The organism is Rhizobium sp. Leaf371 (genome assembly GCF_001424045.1).
Classification (GTDB): Bacteria; Pseudomonadota; Alphaproteobacteria; order Rhizobiales; family Rhizobiaceae; genus Ferranicluibacter.
Genome location: NZ_LMQB01000007.1, coordinates 1 through 18,846 on the forward strand (window position 1 = coordinate 1; position 18,846 = coordinate 18,846).

Annotated in this window: 9 protein-coding genes and 5 pseudogenes; 10 read left to right on the top strand and 4 right to left on the bottom strand. The window is 57.9% G+C overall.

The annotated features are described in order from the left end of the window. Nucleotides 1-187 precede the first annotated feature (187 nt). The 5 genes and pseudogenes from ASG39_RS07510 to ASG39_RS07525 all read left to right on the top strand — a co-directional run. Nucleotides 188-1,422 (top strand): annotated as a pseudogene (locus ASG39_RS07510) (CapA family protein). A gap of 810 nt (nucleotides 1,423-2,232) precedes the next feature. Next, a complete protein-coding gene (locus ASG39_RS24770) occupies nucleotides 2,233-2,658 on the top strand; it encodes a DUF5677 domain-containing protein (protein WP_156468065.1) in 426 nt (141 codons plus the stop codon). 627 nt (nucleotides 2,659-3,285) lie between these two features. Next, entirely contained in the window at nucleotides 3,286-3,801 is a 516-nt protein-coding gene (locus ASG39_RS24460) for a helix-turn-helix transcriptional regulator (RefSeq protein WP_244481163.1), read from the top strand. Then, a complete protein-coding gene (locus ASG39_RS07520; protein WP_062594425.1) occupies nucleotides 3,801-5,156 on the top strand; it encodes a HipA domain-containing protein in 1,356 nt (451 codons plus the stop codon). The genes ASG39_RS24460 and ASG39_RS07520 overlap by 1 nt, the downstream gene beginning before the upstream one ends. A gap of 9 nt (nucleotides 5,157-5,165) precedes the next feature. Continuing rightward, nucleotides 5,166-5,411: pseudogene (locus ASG39_RS07525) on the top strand (IS110 family transposase); the annotation flags it as partial. 91 nt (nucleotides 5,412-5,502) lie between these two features. Here the strand turns inward: ASG39_RS07525 and ASG39_RS07530 are convergent. After that, nucleotides 5,503-6,202, bottom strand: a pseudogene (locus ASG39_RS07530) (IS6 family transposase). A 762-nt stretch (nucleotides 6,203-6,964) separates the two neighbouring features. On the opposite strand from ASG39_RS07530, the gene ASG39_RS07535 reads away from it, so the two are divergent. From ASG39_RS07535 to ASG39_RS07560, 4 genes and pseudogenes are all read left to right on the top strand, one after another. Further along, nucleotides 6,965-7,798, top strand: a complete 834-nt coding sequence (locus ASG39_RS07535; RefSeq protein WP_062594426.1) for a hypothetical protein — start codon at nucleotides 6,965-6,967, stop codon at nucleotides 7,796-7,798. Between the two features lie 95 nt (nucleotides 7,799-7,893). Then, nucleotides 7,894-11,154, top strand: a 3,261-nt coding sequence (locus ASG39_RS07540) for a calcium-binding protein (RefSeq protein WP_277995957.1), incomplete at its 3' end; no start/stop codon positions are given. Nucleotides 11,155-12,455: 1,301 nt separating this feature from the next. Continuing rightward, a pseudogene (locus ASG39_RS07555) lies at nucleotides 12,456-13,557 on the top strand (IS3 family transposase). Between the two features lie 179 nt (nucleotides 13,558-13,736). Further along, nucleotides 13,737-14,129, top strand: a pseudogene (locus tag ASG39_RS07560) (iron chelate uptake ABC transporter family permease subunit); the annotation flags it as partial. A gap of 738 nt (nucleotides 14,130-14,867) precedes the next feature. Here ASG39_RS07560 and ASG39_RS07565 read toward each other — a convergent pair. The 3 genes from ASG39_RS07565 to ASG39_RS07575 are packed head-to-tail and all read right to left on the bottom strand — an operon-like array spanning nucleotide 14,868 to nucleotide 17,812. After that, nucleotides 14,868-15,620, bottom strand: coding sequence for an ABC transporter ATP-binding protein (locus ASG39_RS07565; protein ID WP_062594431.1), 753 nt, complete (start codon nucleotides 15,618-15,620; stop codon nucleotides 14,868-14,870). Continuing rightward, nucleotides 15,614-16,678: an iron ABC transporter permease gene (locus ASG39_RS07570; protein WP_062594432.1), complete on the bottom strand. Its 1,065-nt coding sequence runs from the start codon at nucleotides 16,676-16,678 to the stop codon at nucleotides 15,614-15,616. The genes ASG39_RS07565 and ASG39_RS07570 overlap by 7 nt, the downstream gene beginning before the upstream one ends. A gap of 3 nt (nucleotides 16,679-16,681) precedes the next feature. Continuing rightward, nucleotides 16,682-17,812 (bottom strand): ABC transporter substrate-binding protein, encoded by a 1,131-nt coding sequence (locus ASG39_RS07575; protein WP_062594433.1) that lies wholly within the window; start codon nucleotides 17,810-17,812, stop codon nucleotides 16,682-16,684. Nucleotides 17,813-17,914: 102 nt separating this feature from the next. Between ASG39_RS07575 and ASG39_RS07580 the strand changes: the two genes are divergently transcribed. Next, nucleotides 17,915-18,730: a class I SAM-dependent methyltransferase gene (locus tag ASG39_RS07580; protein ID WP_062594434.1), complete on the top strand. Its 816-nt coding sequence runs from the start codon at nucleotides 17,915-17,917 to the stop codon at nucleotides 18,728-18,730. Nucleotides 18,731-18,846: the final 116 nt, after the last annotated feature.

Sequence of the window (18,846 nt, forward strand, 5' to 3'; positions counted from 1 at the left end):
GAAACGCAGGAACTTGACCACTACGACCAACACAAACGATACCTAAGGCGGGTCACTTCTCGGTGGAAATGCCGGGTCAGCTCTCAGTGGAAATCAACAATCTGAGGGCAGCGTATTTCAACAGCGCCTTCTACCCCCTCGTTTTCCACAGTCAGCTGAGCACCTTTCGGAGCGCAGGAGCATTCCCATGACAAAGACATTCACGATTGCCGTGACTGGCCAGTCCTTGATCAAGCACGACATTCGCAACACCGATGACCTGGCATTCCAGAGTGTACGGGATTTTCTTGAGAAGGCCGATTTTGCCTTCACGAACTTCGAGAGCACGATCGATGGGCAGCATGGGGGATGGCCGCTGAAGGGGTCCTTCTTCGGCTGCAGTCAGCCTATCGTTCTCGACAGTTTGAAGGACCTCGGTTTCCACGGTCTCTCGCTATCGAACAATCACGCTTTCGACCTTGGGCCCTCGGGGATCCTTTCAACGCTGGAAGAGGTGGAGAAGCGCGGGTTCCTGCATGCCGGCATCGGGCGCAACCAGACCATGGCCGCTCGGGCAGGCACGGGGTCGTTCAACGGCCGAAAGGTTGCGCTGGTGGCCATGGATGCTGGACCCGGTCCAGACTTCATGTATGCCGGGGACGCCGCAGGTGAGCGACCGGAGCGTCCAGGCGTGAACCGGTTACACCTGACGAAGGTCGTTGACGTCGATGCCGAGGCATTCGAATACCTTCGCCTGATCCGCGACCGCATCGGCTACACCGACATGGACCTCGGCAATGACAGCCAGCCGGACGATCGCCCCCTGTCGATGCCGAGAGCGAAATTTGCATTTCTCGGGCAATCTTCAGGCGCGCGGAGCATTTCGGAAGACGTATCAAGATCGATCAGGCCAGTCTAACCAGACATTTGTCGGAGATCCGCAGTGCAGCCAAGGACGGCTACCTCGTCATCGCCTACCTTCATCACCACCATTGGGCTTCAGACTGGTATGAGGTGTCGAGCTGGGTTGGGGATGTCGCGAAAGCCTGCATCGCTGCGGGCGCAGCGATGTTCGTCAGCCACGGCGCCCCCGTTCTCCAGCCGGTGGAGATCTATCGAAACCGACCGATCTTCTACAGCCTTGGCAACTTCATATTTCATGTAAAATCTGAGAAGTCGCAGTGGACGGCAGCGGAGATCTGGGAGAGCGTCATCGGGTTATGCGCCTTCAATGAAGCCGGAGAGCTTACCGCTATAGATTTCCATCCTGTCGTCATCGGCGCAAGTTCCAGCGGGCAGCACACCATGTTGGAAGAACGACTCATGCCGCATCTCGCCCAAGGCGCCGATGCAGATAGGATCTTGAAGCGGTTTCAGGAGCAATCCATTTCTTTCGGATCAAAACTCGCCATCAAGGACGGGACCGCGCAAATAATACTGTAGCTCGACTGTAGAAATTTCTTTGGTATTATTCGGATTAATTCAGTATATATAATTGGAAAAAACTAGCTAAATCAATGATAATACATTGGTCTCCAAGAATTTAGTTAGAATTATTGCTTTGTGGCGGAAGCGCTTGACGGAAGCGACGGTCGTTTTGGCGAATTCAGGGGCGATTGTCAGCCGCAGCTTCCATAGCCCAACGTGTTCAAAAATCACGAATTATGAGCGTGACGCGCCCATGACATTCATTGTGCCATTCCGACAGAGAACCTATTTCCTAGCACATGAAATGCAGTTAAAATTAGTTATCAAAATATTAAAAAATTCAGCATTCCGGATGTTGCATAATTCGTGAATTAAGTTTGACTGTTAATTATAATAAAAAACGGGGATCAGATGGACACCGAAGATTTTAATTTACTAAGTCCACGGCAGTTGACCGAAAGATACTTAATTACACGAAGTCTATATAGAGAAATTCTAAGCAAAGCTATGAAGATATCTCGTGGTAGCGGAGGTATATATGTTGATGGTAATCGTCTTGCCTACGCATCTATGCTTTTCACACGAATTGTAGTCATAGCAAAAACTCTTGAGAAGATGCTGCCTGATTGTAAACCCAAGCAGCACTGGGATTTCAGCTCTGTTGCGTCCATATCAAGAAACTTGTTTGAAGTATATTTATGGTTTTTCTGGCTGTGTGAAGATATAATTGATGATCAAGAACGGCAAGCGCGCTTTATATTATTGTATTGTCACGACAATGGGTCGCGAGGCCGCCTTTTTCCAGAATCCGAACCTTGAGAAGCTGTGGTCAACGATCTAAAAGCGCGGTTTGATGCCAATACTTACCTCAGTAAACTGGATGAAAAGGCACGCAGAGAAGCGCTAAAAGGGCACAAAACACCTTTTACCCAAGATGAATTTATCGAGAAGATGGGAGAAGACAAAGACGTTTTCAGATTTCATTATAGGTTTTTTTCTCAACATACACATACATCGCCGGTCTCTTTTATTCGAATGATAGAACATGATCGCGGAGCAGGTGTGGAAACAGAATCTGAGAAAAGATACATGATGGTGGCTATTAATTTCGCCCATTCAATCTTGGACCGAGCCGTTAATGGACAACTACTGCTATTTCCGGAAGCTGAAACCAGAAAACCCTTTTTAACGGACAAGGAAGTCGCAAGAAACGTCGAACGCAACCAAGGCCGACTAAAACCAAAATCATAATTCAAGGGTTATGCTCAGGAATTGAATGCTTGTCAAAACAAGCTCTTGCACTGAACATAAGTCATGAACAAAACCGCGCCTCCCCTACGTCTTGTGGGATATGCGCGTGTATCCTCACCATGCAGGCCTTGACGGTGACGAACGAGCCTTGAGCCATCACGGAATAAACGGAGGCGATGCCATAGTCACCATCGCCTCAATCGATGTATCTCGTAGGCACGATTTCGCGGATCGGCTCCAGGACATTCTGTTTCGACAAACGCACCCAGAGAGTGCAGCGGCCGCTCACTCTGCGTAGCTTTGCCCGACAAAGCCGAGAACTTGCAGCAGCACAAAGGAGCAGCCCATATTGGGGTTCTGACAGTGCATTTCGCAAGTCGCTCAAAAACCTCCTATGCGCGTAGATTGCAGACATATATTTACAAGGCTGCGTGAACGATTATCCCAGACAGATCTTATTCATTGGAAATCCCGCTCCCGAACGGGAGCATTTCCTTTTCGCCTCTTCGTCTTTCGGCCTCAAGCTCCCGTTCGGTATCATGACAATATCATATCGCTCCCGTTCGGGAGCACGCGGTATTGAAGCGACACCAAGATTGCTATATGCTCCCGTACAGGAGCAAAAAATTGAGCAACCAACCCAGCAAACGCCCCCAAAAAGACGCCGCGACACTCGCAAGGCTCTTGGCCCGATCTCCGAGCGGGCAGGGACTGCGCGAGGCAATTACGGAAAAAGAGCCTTCGAACAAGGAGGGGCCAACTGTTTCCATTCCATCCATGTCGATGCGCATCAAGGGAGCTTTCAACTCCGGGTCACTGCCGATGTCGGCCGTCATCGACAGCAAGCACATCGCACCATCGAAATACGGAGAATTCCCCCACCCCACCGCAACGGTCCTGCAATCCTCGTCGATTGCCGCGACCCACATAGCACAGGACATACACACGACTGCGGACCTCGGTCGACTGGTAAAGAAAGCTCGCGAGGAGAAGGGTCTGACACAGCAGGAATTCGCTGACTTGACGGGGGTTGGCCGGCGCTTCGTCTCGGAACTCGAGAACGGCAAGCCGACGGTCGAATTCGGCAAGGCGCTGAAGGTCGCCCTTGGCGCCGGCATTTCGCTCCAGGGACGGCAGCGCTGATGGACATAATCGCGCTCGATGTCCGCCTGGATGGCTTCGATGACCCGATCGGCAACCTAGTTCGCGATGAAGAGGGCGCACTGGCATTCGCCTACCGATCGCAATACCTGGACAATCCCAACGCCATTCCACTTTCGCTATCGCTTCCGCTCACCGACGCCACCTTTGTCGACCCGAATGCGCGGCCGTTCTTCGACAATCTCCTGCAGGAGCGCGATGGCCCGCTCCAACGGGTCATGGATCGCGAAGGACTGGCAAGAAGCGATGTCGCGGGGCTGCTTTTCCATCTTGGACGGGACTGCCCGGGATCGATCTCGGTGTTGCCGCTGGGAGCGCCCGCGGCCAAGGTGCCGGGAAATTTCCAGACCGATTACCGTCGGCTGGACGAAGCCCGGATGACGAGGATTGTCCATTCCCTATACCGGCGCCAGCGCCTGCCGGACGAGACCGAAGATCCCTCGCCGCTTGCCGGCGTCCAGAGCAAGATCGCATTGACGATCCTGCCGGACGGATCGTTCGCAGAGCCATTGCCAGGAACCGGCGCGCCGACCACACACATCGTAAAGGTTCCAGACCAGGGACACCCGAGCGATCCGCAACTTGAACTGGAGGCTTTGCGGCTATCTGCGGAGCTCGGATTTGAGACCGCCGAAGCGATCGTCCGGGAGTTCGAGGGCGTCAATGCCCTCATAATTCGTCGCTTCGATCGGGCCCTCGATGGCAACGATCGGGTTGTTCGCATCCATCAAGAAGACTTCGCGCAGGCGCTAGGCCTGCCACCGTCCCTGAAATACGAGCGAAACGGTACAGAGGACCGCAGGTTCGATGCCGCCGCCATCAATCGCGTGCTCGGTGCAACGAACGAGCCCACGGCTGAGAAGCGACGGTTCATCTCGGCGACCTTGTTCGACCTGATGATCGGCAATGTCGATGCCCACGCCAAGAATTTCGCCCTCCTCTACGAACCCACTGGTGGCGTCCGCGTTGCACCAAGATACGACCTGATGCCGACGCGGCTCGATCCGAACCTGACGGATCTCCTGCCCTATGCGATCGGCGAAGCAACGAAGCTCGCGGAAATAACGGAGGAGGACTTCTTCCTCTTCCTCCAAGCATTCGGCATTGACGCGCCCGGCGCGCAGCGACGCCTGACGGTAGGCCTGACGGCAGGCATATCACGAAGGCTGGTCGAGCAACTTCATAGAATGGACCGAACCGGAATGAAGCGTTTCGCGGATCTCATCGGCCACAACATCGACGAGATCCTAACTGCTTTCACCCTCGCGATACCCGACGAGGTCCGCCGCCGCGACGCATATATCGACCGCGGTGGCGGTTGGCTGCTTGGCTCATGAAAAGAAAGGCTTGGCCGGGTGTCGAAGGCTGGTCAGGCCGACATCCGCAGGCTCCTAATCATCGGGGCAATGGCGCGCCTGAGTTGGGCGGGTCGAAAACCACCCGTACAGGGCTCGTGGCTTTCGCGGATGCTCGCGAAGAAGCCGCGCATGCTGGTGGCGATCGCACTGGCGAACAAGATGGCTCGAACAATATCGGCCATTCTGACGAAGCAGGAAGATTATCGAGACCCAGCTCTGGCAATGGCGGCGTGATAGGAAACTGCCGCGGATAGCCGGGACACGCAAAGGGGGTTTTCACATTAAGTTTGCCAAGCCGAGAAGGACAGCCGCGGCTCCAGAATTTTTAGGCGATGCATGCTGCAGCTTTCCATGCATCGAACGCTTCGAGCCGATGGTAGCGGATTGTTTGTGCTGCGCGGCGACGGGATGGAACTGAAAAGCAATTGCGGGTAGCGGAATGCATAGAGACGAACCGTTGCAATGCTCCCGGTGACCGGTGGCCTTGCTTGATACGTTCTCGCTTCCGAAACGGCAGGTGGCTATTCTCAGCCCTATTGTTGAGACCCTTCTGGGACCAATGGTCGAGGCTGGGTGCCACGTCCGCCTTTGCCGCGCCGTAGGAGCGCAGTTTATCGGTTATGATCCGCTTTGGAACAAAGCCATAGCGCTTCATCAATGCCACCAGCAATCGCCTTGCCGCCCTTTTATCGCGTCGCTTCTGCAAGATTTCATCGAACGGTGCCATACTGATCCACTGCGCGCCAGAGCCAGAACTTTTCTCCAGCGCATTTCACAACGACCTCGTCCAGATACCAAATATCGCCAGGGCGCGCCTTTCGTCGCCTCAAGTTGTGGGCGATCTGGGGTCCGAACTTGGCAATCCAACGGCGGACCGTCTCATAGGAAACGTCGACACCGCGCTCAAGAAGCATTTCCTCAACTTCACGCAGGCTCAGGTTAAACCGCAGGTTTAGCCAAACTGCGTGAACGACTATCCGCGGCGGAAAACGGTGACGCTTGAAACTGATATCGGGTGTTTGCATCGCCGAAATCTATGCCCAACCCGAAATGCAAGCAACTGCAAGCCGGTTTACGTGACAACGCCGTTTGCAGACCCTCGGGAGCAAATGTCGGAATCTTGAGGACGACTAAGCAGAAGAATTCTAACGAGGAATTTGAGACCGAGGCGGTGGGCTTGGCGCAGGCGAGCGGCAGGACCCAGCGCGAGATCGTACGGGACCTGGGCGTCGACCTAACGACGCTGGTGGGTTGGATCGGTTGTAGTCGTGATAGAGCGATTGATGCGCCGGCAGGATCCGCTACCGAAGACATGGCGGCCGAGCTTAAACGGTTACGCTGGCAACGAAATCCTTCGGCAAGAACAGGAAATATTGAAGCGTGCCGCGCCTTTTCTCGTCAAAGGGGAAGTCAATGACGTTTCAATTCACCGGCCAGGCGAAACGGGATTGTCGGCCAGCGCTAATGAACGCCCACTGCGCAAAGACTACCATAACCTGTGTCTCCGTGATAATTTATCTATTGCTTATCTATAGCTTGCAATGAAAGCATATCTGTGCGATCCATCGGAAAGTAATATGATCCACGTGACTGCGCAGTATAGGCGCCTGCACTATTATGTACATATTGCCGCCAGTGATCTTCACGCCTAGATGCTATTCACGAACCTTTCGATACGGCAGTCGCTTCGGCAAGGCAGGGCACTGTTGGCGCTAACACCACGCGACATTCTGGACACGGGTGGTCTGCATGCGCTGATTCGTGTTCAGTCGCAGAGACTGCTTTCCATGTTTGCGCAACAACCGCGCCTCTCGGCACTGTTTGCCACGCAACAGCGCTGGCTGATGTCGCATATCGTCCTCGCCATGCATTTCAACCTGATTGCGGCCGGCAGGCCTCCCGGTTTCGGGAAGACGCAGGCGCTGGATGCAGTGCATGGCAGCGGTGTCGCCAGCCGCAACACGGCAGAGGCCTGTATCAACGAACTGATCCGCTACAGTTTCGTGCAGCAGACTGCAGACCCCGCTGACCGCCGACGGCAGCGCCTGATCATCGCGCCTGTTGCGCTCGATGCGATTTCAGGCTGGCTGCAAATCCATTTCGCCACTCTCGACGCGATGGCCGGGGGCGAACGGCTGAACATCTACCTGCGCAGTCCCGATATGATTGCCCATATCCAGCCCGCCATTGCGAAGGGCCTGCTGGCAAGCCGCGCAGTGCGCGTACCGGCCGGCACATTCTCACTGTTTACCTGGCTCGATAATGGCGGTGCGGTGATGGACTGGCTGATCGCCGCCATGCCGGACATGCCGGCCGAAGCCGAACGCGTTCCCGTCGGCACCGTTGATATAACCGACATGGCCGCAATGTTCGGCCTTTCCCGCACGCATCTATCCCGCAAGCTGAAACAGGCCGAAGACCTCGGCTCGATGGGATGGGACGGCCGCCGCGGACGCTCCGGGCTCTGGGTGTCGCGGACCTTCCGCCGCGAATATGACGAGGCCCAGGCCGTCAAGCTGTCGATCATCGACCACGCCTTCGCAGCCCTCGCGACACACAAGGACCTGGCCACCTTGCCCTTCCCGGCCGAAATCTCCCCAGAAAAAGTCAAGCATGCTTGAACCACCTCTGGTAGCAAAACACAAGCTCAGGGGACGGCAACGTCAGCAGCGGTCACCGTCGTCATTGTCGTTTTTGTAGAGATTAGGAAGCAAGCATGTCCGGTTCCCCGATAGAACAGCTTTCCGCACTGTCCGAAATCTTCGGCACCGAGAATGCGGATGTCATCAACGGCTCTGGCGATGCTGAAATCATCTACGGGCTTGGCGGAAACGACACCATCTCCGGCGACGCAGGCAACGACATGCTGGATGGCGGCGCGGGTGTGGACCAAATGTCCGGAGGTGCGGGAGACGACACCTATATCGTCGACGATACCGGCGACATGATAACGGAAATTGCGGATGAGGGCCTCGACACGGTCAGGGCGTCGGTCGGCTACACCCTGTCGGAAAATGTCGAGAACCTCACCCTCACCGGCACGGCGGGCATCAACGCCTTCGGCAACGACCTCGACAACACGATCACGGGCAATTCGGGAGCTAACGTCCTCTCCGGTTACGGCGGTAACGACACGATCAGCGGTGGCGAAGGCAACGACACGCTGGATGGCGGCGCGGGTGACGACACGCTGGATGGCGGCGCGGGTGCGGACCAAATGTACGGCGGTACGGGTGACGACACCTACACCGTCGACAATGCCAGCGACGTAATCGCGGAATACGCGGATGCAGGCACCGACACGGTGGTCACGGCCTCGGTTAACTACAGCCTGCAGGACAATTTCGAAAACCTCACACTGACCGGTACGGCCAGCCTCTTCGGCATAGGCAACAGCCTCAACAATACCATCACCGGCAATTCTGGAAATAACACTCTCTTCGGCGGGTACGGTGATGACACGATTAGCGGTGGTGACGGCTATGACGTCCTCTACGGTGATGACGGCACCGACATGGTGGACGGTAACGACACGCTGGATGGCGGTGCGGGTATAGACTTAATGGTCGGCGGTGCAGGTGACGACACCTACATCGTAGACAATGCCGGCGACACGGTAACGGAGAATGCGGATGACGGCTTGGACACGGTCAGTGCCTCTTTAGGTTACACCTTGACGGACAATGTCGAGAACCTCATCCTCACCGGCACGTCCGACATCGACGGCACCGGCAACAGCCTTGACAATACCATCACCGGCAACGCCGGCAACAATACGCTGGACGGCGGCGCGGGTGCGGACTCCCTGCTTGGCGGCGCGGGCGACGAAACCTATATCGTCGATGACATCAGCGACACGGTGACCGAAAATGCCGACGAAGGCACCGACACGGTCGAATCCTCTGTCCGTTTCACGCTCGGCACCAATGTCGAAAACCTCACCCTGACCGGTACGGACGACATCATCGGCTTGGGCAACGATCTCGACAACGTCATGTCAGGAAATTCGGGGAGTAATTACATCTTAGCCAGTGCCGGCGATGACACGCTTGATGGCAACGAAGGCGAAGACGCTCTTTACGGTGAGGATGGCAACGACACCCTGAATGGCGGTGACGGGAATGATGTCCTTGTCGGTGGCAACGGGGCTGACACGCTGAATGGCGGTGGTGGCGACGACCATCTTTATGGTGGCGAGGGCGACGACACGCTGATTGACGGCGCAGGCGGCGGCAACATGTATGGCGGCCTCGGTAATGACACCTACATCGTCGATAACAGCGCTAACACTATAGCCGAATATGCTGAAGTAGGCACCGACCTTGTCAAATCGTCGATCAGTTTCTCGCTTGGCAGCAATCTCGAAGACCTCACCCTCACTGGTACTTCCGCCATCAATGCCACCGGCAACGGCCTTGCGAATATCCTAACCGGCAATTCCGGCAACAACACGCTGGATGGCGGCACGGGTGCTGACGCGATGTCGGGTGGGGCGGGCGACGATACCTATATTGTTGATGACGCCAACGACACAGTGACGGAAAATGCTGCCGAAGGCACCGATACGATCGAGGCCTCTGTCAGCTTCGGGCTTGACAGCAATGTCGAAAACCTCACCTTGACCGGTACGGACGACATCAGTGGCGACGGCAATAATCTCGACAATGTCATCACGGGAAATTCGGGGAACAATACCATTTATGCCGCTGCCGGCGACGACACGCTTGATGGCAACGACGGCAACGATTTTCTTTTCGGTTACGATGGCAACGACACCCTGAATGGCGATGGCGGCGACGATTTTCTTTACGGCCTAGATGATAACGACAGGCTGAATGGCGGCGAGGGTGTTGATTACCTTTACGGTGGCGCTGGCGATGACACGCTGGATGGCGGCGTCGGCGACGATTTTCAACAAGGTGGCGACGGTGATGACACTTATATCGTAAATGCCACCAACGACGATGTGTACGAAGATGCTGATAAAGGCACCGATCTCATCAAATCGTCGGTCAGCTTCGGGCTTGACAGTAACCTCGAAAACCTCACCCTGACCGGTACGGACAACATCAACGGCACCGGCAACAGCCTCGCCAATACGATCACCGGCAATGCCGGCAATAACACGCTGGATGGTGGCACCGGCACGGATGCGCTGATCGGCGGCGCCGGCAATGATACCTATGTGCTTGGCGCCGACAGCGACAGCGTCTCGGATTCGGCTGGCACCGACACGATCACCTCGACGGTCTCGCGCTCGCTTGCAGCCTATGCCACGATCGAGAACCTCACCTTGACCGGCACCGCCGCCATCAACGGCACCGGCAACGCCATTGCCAACACGATCACCGGCAATGCAGGCAACAACATGCTGGATGGCGGCGCCGGCACTGATGCGCTGATCGGCGGGGCCGGCAATGATACCTATGTGCTCGGCGCCGACAGCGACAGCGTCTCGGACTCCTCCGGCACCGACACGATCACCTCGACGGKCTCGCGCTCGCTTGCAGSCTAYGCSACGATCGAGAACCTGACCCTCACCGGCACTGCCGCCATCAACGGCACCGGCAACGCCCTTGCCAACACGATCACCGGAAACTCCGGCAACAACACGCTGGATGGCGGCGCCGGCACGGATGCGCTGATCGGCGGGGCCGGCAATGATACCTATGTGCTYGGCGCCGACAGCGACAGCATCTCGGATTCGGCTGGCATAGACACGATCACCTCGACGGTCTCGCGCTCGCTTGCAGCCTATGCCACGATCGAGAACCTGACCCTCACCGGCACCGCCGCSATCAACGGCACCGGCAACGCCCTTGCCAACACGATCACCGGAAACTCCGGCAAAAACACGCTGGATGGCGGCACCGGCACGGACGCGCTGATCGGCGGGGCCGGCAATGATACCTATGTGCTCGGCGCCGACAGCGACAGCRTCTCGGATTCGGCTGGCACCGACACGATCACCTCGACANGACGCGCTGATCGGCGGGGCCGGCAATGATACCTATGTGCTCGGCGCCGACAGCGACAGCATCTCGGATTCGGCTGGCACCGACACGATCACCTCGACAGTCTCGCGCTCGCTTGCAGCCTATGCCACGATCGAGAACCTCACCTTGACCGGCACCTCCGCCATCAACGGCACCGGTAACAGCCTTGCCAACACGATCACCGGCAATGCAGGCAACAACATGCTGGATGGTGGCACCGGCACGGACGCGCTGATCGGCGGGGCCGGCAATGATACCTATGTGCTCGGCGCCGACAGCGACAGCATCTCGGATTCGGCTGGCACCGACACNACCGACACGATCACCTCGACAGTCTCGCGCTCGCTTGCAGCCTATGCCACGATCGAGAACCTCACCTTGACCGGCACCTCCGCCATCAACGGCACCGGCAACAGCCTTGCCAACACGATCACCGGCAATGCAGGCAACAACATGCTGGATGGTGGCACCGGCACGGACGCGCTGATCGGCGGGGCCGGCAATGATACCTATGTGCTCGGCGCCGACAGCGACAGCATCTCGGATTCGGCTGGCACCGACACGATCACCTCGACGGTCTCGCGCTCGCTTGCAGCCTATGCCACGATCGAGAACCTCACCTTGACCGGCACCTCCGCCATCAACGGCACCGGCAACAGCCTTGCCAACACGATCACCGGCAATGCAGGCAACAACACGCTGGATGGTAGCGCCGGCAATGACCGGCTTTTTGGCGGGCTGGGAATGGATGTGCTGATTGGCGGCGCAGGCAAGGATACATTTATCTTCAACACCAAGCTTGGCACGGGCAATATCGACAGGATAGACGATTTTTCGGCCAAGGACGACACGATCTGGCTCGACGACGATATCTTCACCCAGATCGGCAAGGTCGGTGACCTTTCCGTCGATGCCTTCTACATCGGCACTGCGGCGCATGATGCCAGCGACCGGGTGATCTGGGACAAGGCGAGCGGCAAGCTCTTTTACGATGCCGATGGCTCGGGCATGGGTGCGGCCATCCAGTTTGCGCTGCTCGACAAGGGCCTCACCCTGACAGTGGCGGACTTCGACCTCATCACCTGACGGCAGCGAGATCGGAGCGCAAGACCCGCGGCTTGGGCTTTCTCACAGCCACCACGCTGGTCGCGGGCTTGCGCATCACTGCAATGGTCGCGCCGCTGGTGATCGACGGGCCGAAATGCTCTGATCCCCATAAACTGGACCGTTCATAATTGGAGTTTTCCGCGGTAATTTTCTGGCTGGGAAAAGGAGCGGAAGCATGAAGGCATCGAAGTTTTCGGACGCCCAGAAGGCGTTTATCTTGAAGCAGGGCGACGACGGCGTGCCGGTGGCCGAGATCTGCCGGAAGGCGGGGATCAGCCAGGCGACGTATTTCAATTGGCGCAAGAAGTATGCAGGTCTGCTGCCCGACGAGATGCGTCGATTGAAGGCTCTGAAGGATGAGAATTCCAGACTGAAGAAGATCGTCGCCGATCTGACACTGGACCGCGAGATGCTGCAGGACGTCATCCGCCGAAAGCTCTGAGGCCTGCCCGGCAGCGCAAGCTGATCGACGGGATGCTGGTGGACTGGGGCATATCAATCCGACGGGCCTGCAAGGTCCTGAGGTTCGACACCTCGACATACCACTACAAGTCCCGCCGCACCGGACAGGCCCCACTCGAACGACGCATCAAGGAGATTTGTGAGACACGCGTGCGGTATGGCTACCGGCGTGTCCATGTTCACTTGCGCCGCGATGGATGGAAGATCAACATGAAGAAGACACGCAGGATTACAGCGAGTTAGGGCTTCAGCTGCGCAACAAACATCCGAAGCGCCGGGTGAAGGCAAAGCTCAGAGATGATCGCAAGGAGGCTGTCGGGCCGAACGACGTCTGGGCGATGGACTTCGTTCAGGATCAGCTCGCGACCGGCAAGAAGCTGCGTATCCTGACCGTGGTCGACACGCACTCGCGCTACTGCCCGGCCGCCGACGCCCGCTTCACTTACCGGGGCAAGGATGTCGTCCAGATACTGGAAGGCATCCGCCGGAAGACCGGCTATCCCAAGACGATCAGGGTGGACAACGGCAGCGAGTTCATCTCCCGCGATCTCGACCTGTGGGCCTATGCCAACAACGTCACCCTGGACTTCTCACGGCCTGGCAAGCCGACAGATAACGGCTTCATCGAGGCGTTCAACAGCAAGCTCCGGGCGGAGTGCCTGAACGCTCATTGGTTTCTGACACTTGCGGATTCGCGCGAAAAGTTGGAGACTTGGCGTCGATACGACAACGAGGAACGTCCTCACTCGGCGATCGGATATAACGTCCCGATTGACCTGCATAATCCCGGTGGCGCAACCAGCCAGCCATCGTGATCAGAGCCGGAAAACTCTAGTTCCCGGCGGTCCAAAGTTTTGTCCCAGAGCAATAAGCACGTCGATCCTCAGCTGCCACTCCCCCGGCAACGGCAGGATCACACCGTCGCTTCGCCAAGCTCCATCTCTGAGAATGGCTTTGCGACGCATCGGCTCGACACCGGCTTGAGGATTCGAGAAGACATTCCGTCCTGTTCTGGACGATGGGTGGGTTGGGGCTGGCGAGCTGGCGCAATATCGCCATCGGCATCGCGGGCGCGGCTCTGGTGCTCTGCTACGCGCTCGTCCGTCACCGCCATCTCGATGCGCTGCTCGGCGGAGAGGAAACGGCCGAAAGCCTTGGCGTTCGGGTCGCACGCCTGCGCACCGCCACCTTCCTTGTCGCCAGCTTCTCGACCGCGCTCCTCGTCTCCATCGCCGGCGTTATCGGCTTCATCCGCCTGATGATTCCGCATGTCGCGCGACCAATTGCCGGTCCGCTCCACGGACGCCTTTCCCTCACCTGTGCCTTGTTCGGCGCAGTCCTTCTGCTCGGCAGTGACCTTATCGCCCGCACTCTGCTGCCGCCATAGGAGCTACCTGTCGGTGTGGTGACCAGCTCGATCGGCGCGCTGTTCGTGATAAGCGCGCTGCTGCGGCATAAATGATGCTCGCCAAGCCGGCTTTCCCAATATTGGCACCGGAGCTTTCGGTGCCATAGAGAATTTCCAGCGAAGTGAAGCCGCTTTGCGCATGGGCTTGCGGGAAAACAGCGGCAATGATCCAGTCAGCGCGTAAGCCCGCGCCCGTCACTATGGAATAGACAGGATCGCCCCGCGCACCGCGCACAACAGTCGCCAGATCGCAATCCGTGACGTCGAAGCTACGACATCCCTTCCGAGACGAACATTTCGCATGGCACCGTCACGCAAAACAGGAACACCGCACGGGTCCCAGCGAACTCGAAAGCCATGGCGAAACGGTGCATTCGCCCACGCTTGACAGGGCAGCCAAGAAGTTGGGGGTCAGGCGGTCCCGACGCCATGGCTTAAACGCACGTCGTCCCGGCAAGCGCAAGATGAGGGGACAGCGCAAAGACCAGGACGATCAGGGCGCCCGAACACGGGCGAAGGCCGATGGAGACGATCGCCCGAAACTTTCCCTCCAGGATGCTCCAAGACCGTCGTCACGAGGCGGTCGGCCGGAAGGCATCCGCATGTCGCATCGTGCCGGCGAGAACTCCGCAACCCAAAATCCGTCGGCCTTAACCGTACGAACCTCACCTCCTCAAAGGCGAATGATCCGGCCAACGACTGGGATCAAACACCTAGTCAAAGCGCCCCATCCACGATGACCATCGGCCGGCCGCGTGAGCAGGCTTCGATGCGGGCCTCAATACGATAGATGTCCCGCAGCATGTCCGGCGTGATGACATTCCCCGTGGCGCCGCTGGACGCCATCGTTCCATCCGCGATGACGATGGTGTTGGCGCAATAGCGGAGCGCATGGTTGAGATCGTGAAGCGCGATCAGCACGATCATGCCTGCGCGCGTGGTAAGGTCCGACACGAATTCCAGGACGTCGATCTGGCGATGCAGGTCGAGCGCCGATGTCGGTTCGTCCATCATCAGGACTTCGGGCTTTCGCACCAGAGCCTGACCGAGCGAGACAAGCTGCCTCTGGCCGCCCGACAGGGCTTCAAGGCCGCGGAAAGCAAGGTCCTCGATGCGCAAGGCCTTGAGAATCGCGTCGATCTCGAACAGTTCATCATCGTGAACACGCCAGCCGCCGCCTTGTTTGGCTGAAAGCAGCAGTGATTCATAGACGGTCAGCACCGCATTGGCGCCGGTGTCCTGCGGCATGTAACAGATCGCCCGGTCGCCACGGGTCGCGTCGGAAACCTGCACCACACCCGGACCGGAGATCAGCCCCGCGATCCGCTTGAACAGCGTCGATTTTCCAGCCGCATTCGGGCCGATGACAGCAGTCACCGTACCCGGCTGCAGCACATCGATACCGACATTGGAAAGAACCATCGTTCGGCCATAGGATGCACCGACATCCTTGAGCGCCAGGGCTACCATGCGCGTCTCCTGTTGGAGAAAATCAGAACGAAGAAGAAGGGCACGCCGACAAGCGCCGTGATCACGCCGATCGGCAGGATCGCGCCGGGGATCAGCACCTTGCTCACCACCGATGTTGCCGACAGCAGCAGCGCACCGCAGATGACAGCACCGGGCAGGAAGAAGCGCTGGTCTTCGCCCACGAGCATGCGGGCGATATGGGGACCGACGAGGCCAACGAAACCTATGGTTCCGACGAAGGAAACCGGGATTGCCGCCAGCAGGCTCACCGTCAGCATGGTGCGCAGGCGCAATCCACGGACATTGACGCCCATGCTTGCCGCCTTGTCGTCACCGAGGCGCAGCGCCGTCAGTGCCCAGGCGTTGCGCATGAACAACGGCAGGGTCACGGCGAGAATGGCGGCGGTGATATAGACCTTGTCCCAGGTCGCCTTGGTCAGGCTGCCCATCGTCCAGAACACCACGGCGGCCAGTGCCTGTTCGGAGGCGAGATATTCCAGCAGCGACAGCGCCGCGTTGAAGGTGAAGACCAGAGCAATGCCGAGGAGCACGATCGTCTCGACCGTCACTCCACGCATCGTCGAGGCAAAATGGATGAACATGGCTGCCACCATCGCCATGATGAAGGCATTAATCGGCACCATATACTGAACCGCGCCCGGAAAGATCGCAACTCCCGCGACGAGACCCAAAGCAGCGCCGAAGCTGGCGGCGGCGGAAATCCCGAGCGTAAACGGACTGGCCAGCGGATTGGACAGGATCGTCTGCATCTGCGCACCGGCAACCGAGAGCGATGCGCCGACCGTCACCGCCATCAGCGCGATCGGCATGCGAATATCCCAGATAACGACACGCAACTGGTCGCCTGCGGCGGCGGGATCGGCAAGAGCAGAAAGGACCTCAGACAGCGTATAGTTCGCCGGTCCCAGCGCCATGTCGACGGCAATGCTCAATGCGAGCGCCGCCGTCAGTACAGCCAGGATCACAATACGACGAAAGGCAAGGGCGCGATACTGATCGCGCCCCGATGCCCTGGTTTCGATTGAAGCCAAACTCATGGCTCACTTATCTTTCAGCGAGACGAAATAGCCGGGCTTGTAGTCCAGCGGCAGGAACTTCACGTGCAGTTCCTTGAACGTTGCTTCCGGATCGAGATCCTGGAACAGCTCCGGATGCAGCCACTTGGCAATCTCCTGGATGGCGACGAACTGGTAGGGGTTGTTGTAGAACTGGTGCCAGATGGCGTGAACGTTCCCCTGCTTGACCGCCTCAACGCCGGTGAAGGCCGGGCGCTTAGTCAGGTTTTCCAGCTTGCGGCGCGCCTCCGTCAGATCCGCGCCATAACCGACGCCGACCCAATTGCCGCCGGGCACGTAGGCTTCCCACTTGCCGCCAGTGATGATGATCTGATCGGGATTGGAAGCGATGATCTGCTCGGGGTTCACCGTACCGAAGGTGCCGGGAATGATGTCCTTGGCCATGTTCGTGCCACCGGCAAGCTCGACCATCTTGCCGAAATTCTCGTTGCCGAAGGACATGCAGCAATCATCCGAATAACCGCCGGCGCGCTCGACGAAGACCAGCGGCTTCTTGGCATCGCTCTTGGCGAGAACTTCGGTAACACGCTTGATGGCATCGGCGCGGAAGGTGATGAAGTCTTCGGCGACCTTTTCCTTGCCCATCAGCGTGCCCATGATGCGCATGCTCGGCTCTGTATTTTCCATGGGCTTTTCGCGGAAATCGACATAGACGAGCGGAATGCCGACCTTGCCGAGCTTTTCGATATAGCCGGCCTCTTCCGTCGCTGTCTTGGCATCGACGTTCATCAGGATGACATCCGGCTTCAGGGCGACGGCCTGCTCGATGTTGAACGTACCATCCTTCATGCCGCCGAAGGTCGGCAGTTTGGCGATATCCGGATACTTGGCGAGATAGGCCTCATAGCTTTCCGGATCAGCCTTCGGCAGGTCATCGCGCCAGCCCGCGACATGCTCAAACGGGTTTTCCTTGTCGAGCGCCGCAAGGAAATAGATCTGGCGGCCTTCGCCGAGAATCACGTTCTTAACGGGCACGTTGACCTCGACATCGCGACCGGTGACATCCTTGATGACGACGGGATCGGCCATCGCGGGCAGAACGGTGGAAACCAGAAGGCCAAGGGCTGCGATCGCCAACTTGCCAGAAAGGCACATGAGATTTATCTCCGGTGGAACTGTGCTGCACTTATTTTTGATGACTTTCACAGTCAAGTTTTATCTTTTAGAAGTATTCGAAGCTGGAATGGGGAATGAAGCATGCAGGGCGATCGCACGGCCGAGGGCGCCAATTTTACCTTGCGGGATGAAATCAAGGCCTATTGGTCGACCCGCGCCGCCACGTTCGATCTCTCGCCAGGCCATGAAATCTTTTCCGAGGAAGAACGCGCCGCCTGGCATGCGCTGATTACACAACATCTGGGCAGCGGTAACGGCCGCAAGGCGCTGGACCTCGCCAGCGGCACAGGCGTCATCTCCCATCTCATGGACGATCTTGGCTACAGGGTAACGGGCATCGATTGGGCGGAACCAATGCTTGAACAGGCGCGCGCCAAGGCGGCAACACGCGGACGCGCCATAAACTTTCATCTCGGAGACGCGGAAAACACGGTCGAGGCCGATGACAGCTACGACGTGATCGTCACGCGACATCTCGTCTGGACGCTCGTCGATCCCCAGGCCTGCTTTCGCGAATGGATGCGCGTGCTGAAACCCGGCGGCAAGCTGCTGATCATCGACGGCGACTTCGTCAATACCGGTCTTGCCGAGCGAATGGTGAAACGCCTGGCCACCCTCGTTGAGCGCTTCGGCCTCGTCAAGACGGAAGCGCCTCATACTTCCGCCGCCATGGCCGGGACTCATGGAAGCATCCTTTCACGAGTCCATTTCTCCGGCGGCGCAAGGGTGGATGCCGTCTCCCACCTGCTGACCCAAGCCGGCTTCTCATCCGTCACCTGCGACACCGACTTGAGGCAGATCCACAAGGCACAGGCATCCCATTTCGGCTTCTTCAAAGCCGTTGCCCGCGGTCTCCAGCATCGTTATGCGATCGTGGCGGAAAAGCCGATTGGCTAGGCGTGGTCTCGATTATCGGATGCGTGAAGAATCTGGCTCTTGAACCATTACGCACCGCTGACCCGGTAATTTACGACTTGGCGACCGGTCCGGGCCGGGCGCCAGATCTTTATGGT

Bases quoted from the DNA above. Each gene is read 5' to 3' on its own strand.
- ASG39_RS07520 (WP_062594425.1), top strand. From the start codon at position 3,801: ATGGACATAATCGCGCTCGATGTCCGCCTGGATGGCTTCGATGACCCG.
- ASG39_RS07535 (WP_062594426.1), top strand. From the start codon at position 6,965: ATGTTTGCGCAACAACCGCGCCTCTCGGCACTGTTTGCCACGCAACAG.
- ASG39_RS07565 (WP_062594431.1), bottom strand. From the start codon at position 15,620: ATGGTAGCCCTGGCGCTCAAGGATGTCGGTGCATCCTATGGCCGAACG.
- ASG39_RS07570 (WP_062594432.1), bottom strand. From the start codon at position 16,678: ATGAGTTTGGCTTCAATCGAAACCAGGGCATCGGGGCGCGATCAGTAT.
- ASG39_RS07575 (WP_062594433.1), bottom strand. From the start codon at position 17,812: ATGTGCCTTTCTGGCAAGTTGGCGATCGCAGCCCTTGGCCTTCTGGTT.
- ASG39_RS07580 (WP_062594434.1), top strand. From the start codon at position 17,915: ATGCAGGGCGATCGCACGGCCGAGGGCGCCAATTTTACCTTGCGGGAT.